Raw genomic sequence first — 4,952 nt, forward strand, 5'->3', positions numbered from 1 at the left:
AAACTCCCTGTGAAACAGCCTGTCTGAAGACTTCAACGCTTCAGCGGTTGCAGTTAAAGGTTCGGGTGGCAGCCCGGCCAAACCCAGAGGTTCTCTGAAAACTGAACAAGGACAAACTAAGAGTGATTGAAAAAGCATTTAGCATCAAGACGATCGGATGATTAGTAGTGTTGAGCTGAATCGATTACTCGACTTGCACCCACACCCTATCAACGTGGTAGTCTTCCACGATCCTTCAGGGAGAACTCATCTTGGGATGGGCTTGGCGCTTAGATGCTTTCAGCGCTTATCCCTTCCGTACATAGCTGCCCAGCTGTGCCACTGACGTGACAACTGGAACACCAGAGGTACGTTACTTCCGGTCCTCTCGTACTAGGAAGTAAACCCCGCAATTCTCCAACGCCCACGGAGGATAGAGGACCGAACTGTCTCGCGACGTTCTGAACCCAGCTCGCGTGCCGCTTTAACCGGCGAACAGCCGGACCCTTGGGACCTTCTCCAGCCCCAGGATGCGACGAGCCGACATCGAGGTGCCAAACTTCATCGTCGATATGAACTCTTGGATGAAATCAGCCTGTTATCCCTAGCGTACCTTTTGTCCGTTAAGCGACGGCAATTCCACATTAAACCGCCGGATCACTTTGGCCTACTTTCGTATCTGCTCGACTTGTAGGTCTCACAGTTAGGCGTGCTTATGCCAATACACTCAACACGCGATTGCAAACCGCGCTGAGCACACCTTCGCGCTCCTCCGTTACTCTTTGGGAGGATACCGCCCCAGTAAAACTGACCGGCTGCCATGGTCTCATGCCCTTTAAGGGGTTACAATTAGACTCGCCAATACCAAAGGGTGGTGTCTCACTTTTGGCTCTGCCGGACCCGAAAGTCCGGCTTCACAGCCTCCCACTTACTCTGAGCATTGAAATCAGCGAATCAGTGACAGCTTACAGTTAAGGTGCATAGGGTCTTTCCGTCCTTCCGCGGGTAGGCGGCATCTTCACCGCCACTACAAATTCACTGAGCCCCTCGTTGAGACAGCGGTCAACTCGTTACACGATTCGTGCAGGTCGGAACTTACCCGACAAGGAATTTCGCTACCTTAGGACCGTTATAGTTACGGCCGACATTCACGGGGACTTGGGTTCAAAGCTTCGCCTTGCGGCTAACATCTTGCCTTAATCTTTCCGCATTGGTCACGTGTCACATCGTATACATAGACTTTCGTCTTCGCACAATGCTGTGTTTTTGATAAACAGTCGGTTGACCCCTTTCACTGCGACCCACCGAAGTGGGCATCCCTTCTTCCGAAGTTACGGGACTAGATTGCAGAGTTCCTTAACGAGGTTTCACTCTTGCGCCTTGGTATATTCTACCCATCCACCTGAGTCGGTTTCTAGTACGGGCGGCCCTGGGAACATCATGAAGCTTTTCTAGACGGATCATTTGGAAACGCGGTCAGGCCGAAGCCCTTCCTGCCAAGTCAATAAGGTCTGTTTCCTCCTTCTCCGTGGTCTAACATGACTTAACCAAAACCGGTGCAGGAATATTAACCTGCTTTCCATCGCCTGCGCCAGACGGCATCGGCTTAGGTCCCGACTAACCCTGGGACGAAAATCGTTGCCCAGGAAACCTTGGATTTACGGCGGGGTGGGATTTCACCACCCTTGTCGTTACTTATGTCTGCATCCTCACTTCTCAACACTCCACTTTCAGTCGCCATCCAGCTTCGATGCGTTGAGAACGCTCCTCTACCAAACCCCAGTCCAAAAACTGGGGCATCCAGAGCTTCGGTATACCGCTTATCGCCAATCATTTTCGGCGCAAGATCTCTCGATGAGTCAGCTATTACGCACTGTTTAAATGGTGGCTGCTTCTAAGCCAACATCCTCACTGTCAAAGAAATCTCACTTCCTTTCCACTGAGCGGTATTTGGGCACCTTAGCTGCTGGGCTGGGTTGTTTCCCTTTCGACAATGAAGCTTATCCCCCACTGTCTTACTGCCATACTTCACCCCGGGGTATTCGGAGTTTGATTGAGTTTGGTAGGCGGGTGTGCCCCCTAGCTCATTCAGTGCTCTACCCCCCCGGGTCAGCATATGACGCTGCACCTAAATACATTTCGAGGAGAACCAGCTATTACGGGGTTTGATTAGCCTTTCACTCCTACCCACAACTCATCCGAGAACTTCTCAAGGTTCACCGGTTCGGCCTTCCACGTCGTATTACCAACGCTTCAGCCTGGCCATGGGTAGATCACCACCGCTTCGGGTTTGGCTCCTGTGACTAGGGTCGCCCTGTTCGGACTCGCTTTCGCTGCGCCTGCGTCCCAGAAGGACTTAGGCTTGCCACAAAAACCAACTCGCAGACTCATTAAGCAAAAGGCACGCCATCACCGGACAAGCCGGCTCTGACACCTTGTAAGCACATGGTTTCAGGTACTGTTTCACTCCGCTCACAGCGGTGCTTTTCACCTTTCCCTCGCGGTACTTGTTCACTGTCGGTCACCAGCTAGTATTTAGCCTTACGCCGTGGTCGGCGCCGATTCATGCGAAGTTTCACGTGTGTCGCATTACTCAGGAATTCCCTAGGCTGGATCGAAGTTTTCGGTTACGGGCCTTTCACCCTCTCTGGCGCAACTTTCCTGAAGCTTCACCTAACTTGATCCATGCCACGTCGGGCTCCTACAACCCCGGAGGCAAAGCCTCCGGTTTGGGCTGTTCCGCTTTCGTTCGCCACTACTGACGGAATCACATTCGTTTTCTTTTCCTCAGGGTACTGAGATGTTTCACTTCCCCTGGTATGGCGTCGCAGCCCCTATGTATTGAGGGCTGCACGCAGCGGTATGAACCGCTGCAGGTTATCCCATTCGGAAATCTCCGGGTCAAAGCGTCTTTGCCGCTATCCGAAGCTTATCGCAGCTTAGCACGTCCTTCATCGCCTGCTGGTGCCAAGGCATTCACTATGTGCTCTAAAATACTTGATGCCTGTAGCCGCTGGCTTGCGCCAGCTTCTATTAAAAATTATGTCTTTTTCGCTCTTAATCTGTCTTGTTCAGTTTTCAAAGAACCTTCCGGTTCGGATGACATTAATCAGCCTACACACTCATTGGTCACCAGATGGTGGGCCTGAATGGACTCGAACCATTGACCCCCGCCTTATCAAGGCGGTGCTCTAACCAACTGAGCTACAGGCCCGGTTTTCACCGGTCCTCTGCTTTAAAAGCACTCAGCGGTCACATGGTGGAGGCATGGGGACTCGAACCCCAGACATCCAGCTTGCAAAGCTGGCGCTCTACCAGCTGAGCTATACCCCCTTTGGTGATGCGTGTGTATTGTTCCAAGTAAAAGCTAAGTCGTGCACTACACGTGAGGTAACTCACGCAAATATTTGAGCCTTAGCAGACCTGAGGCGTTCCGGCGAACCGGGCGCACATCGGGTCTCGACCTTTCCCCAGGCAGTGAGTGCCTGAAAGGGAATACTCCATAGAAAGGAGGTGATCCAGCCGCAGGTTCCCCTACGGCTACCTTGTTACGACTTCATCCCAGTCACCAGTCTTGCCTTAGGGCCTTGCCTCCTTGCGGTCGGCGCGGGCACTTCGGGCGAAACCAGCTTCCATGATGTGACGGGCGGTGTGTACAAGACCCGGGAACGTATTCACGGTACCGTAGCTGATGTACCATTACTAGCGATTCCAACTTCATGCAGGCGAGTTGCAGCCTGCAATCTGAACTGAGCCCAGTTTTGAGGATTTCCTCCACCTCGCGGTTTCGGTTCACATTGTGCTGGGCATTGTAGTACGTGTGCAGCCCTGGGCGTAAGGGCCATACTGACTTGACGTCATCCCCACCTTCCTCCCAGTTGATCTGGGCAGTCTGATTCGAGTGCTCGGATTGCTCCGGTGGCAACAAATCACAGGGGTTGCGCTCGTTGCGGGACTTAACCCAACATCTCACGACACGAGCTGACGACAGCCATGCAGCACCTGTGCAAAGCGTGTATTGCTACACTAGCCGGCTTTCACCGACGACACAGTGCATGTCAAGCCCAGGTAAGGTTCTTCGCGTTGCATCGAATTAAGCCACATACTCCACCGCTTGTGCGGGTCCCCGTCAATTTCTTTGAGTTTTAATCTTGCGACCGTACTTCCCAGGCGGCACGTTTAACGCGTTAGCTCCGGCACAGAAGGGGTCGAATCCTCCCACACCAAACGTGCACCGTTTACTGTCAGGACTACCGGGGTATCTAATCCCGTTTGCTCCCCTGACCTTCGTGCATCAGTGTCAGATACTGTCCAGGATCTCGCCTTCGCCACTAGTGTTCCTCTCGATATCTACGCATTTCACTGCTACACCGAGAATTCCAGATCCCCCTCCAGTTCTCTAGCATGGGAGTATCGGATGCTATTCGGAGGTTGAGCCCCCGGATTTCACATCTGACTTTCCACGCCACCTACGCACCCTTTACGCCCAGTGATTCCGAACAACGCTTGAGACCTCTGTATTACCGCGGCTGCTGGCACAGAGTTAGCCGTCTCTTCCTCTTGCGATACTATCAAATTCAGCAGAGTTACCTGCACAAATCTTGCTCTCGCATGACAGGAGTTTACAATCCGAAGACCTTATCCTCCACGCGGCGTCGCACCATCAGGGTTTCCCCCATTGTGAATGATTCTCGACTGCTGCCACCCGTAGGTGTCTGGACCGTGTCTCAGTTCCAGTGTGGCTGGTCATCCTCTCAGACCAGCTACCCGTCGTCGCCTTGGTGGGCCGTTACCCCGCCAACTAGCTGATAGGCCGCGGACCAATCAGAAAGCGACAGGTTGCCCCGCCTTTAGTCTTGCGACCACATGAGGTATTAATCCAAGTTTCCCTGGGCTATTCCTCGCTTTCCGGTATGTTATCCACGTGTTACGCACCCGTTCGCCACTGAACAGCTCGGTATTGCTACAAAACT

The 4,952-nt window shown here is 52.9% G+C and carries 2 tRNA genes and 2 rRNA genes; all 4 read right to left on the reverse strand.

Annotated elements, in window-relative coordinates:
• Positions 1–140: 140 nt before the first annotated feature.
• A 23S ribosomal RNA gene (locus tag BV106_RS34705) occupies positions 141–2,982 on the reverse strand.
• A gap of 134 nt (positions 2,983–3,116) precedes the next feature.
• A tRNA-Ile gene (locus BV106_RS34710) sits at positions 3,117–3,193 on the reverse strand.
• 43 nt (positions 3,194–3,236) lie between these two features.
• A tRNA-Ala gene (locus BV106_RS34715) sits at positions 3,237–3,312 on the reverse strand.
• A 173-nt stretch (positions 3,313–3,485) separates the two neighbouring features.
• Positions 3,486–4,952: ribosomal RNA gene (locus BV106_RS34720) — 16S ribosomal RNA — on the reverse strand; the annotation flags it as partial.

This window comes from Verrucomicrobium sp. BvORR106, assembly GCF_000739655.1.
GTDB lineage: Bacteria > Verrucomicrobiota > Verrucomicrobiia > Verrucomicrobiales > Verrucomicrobiaceae > Verrucomicrobium.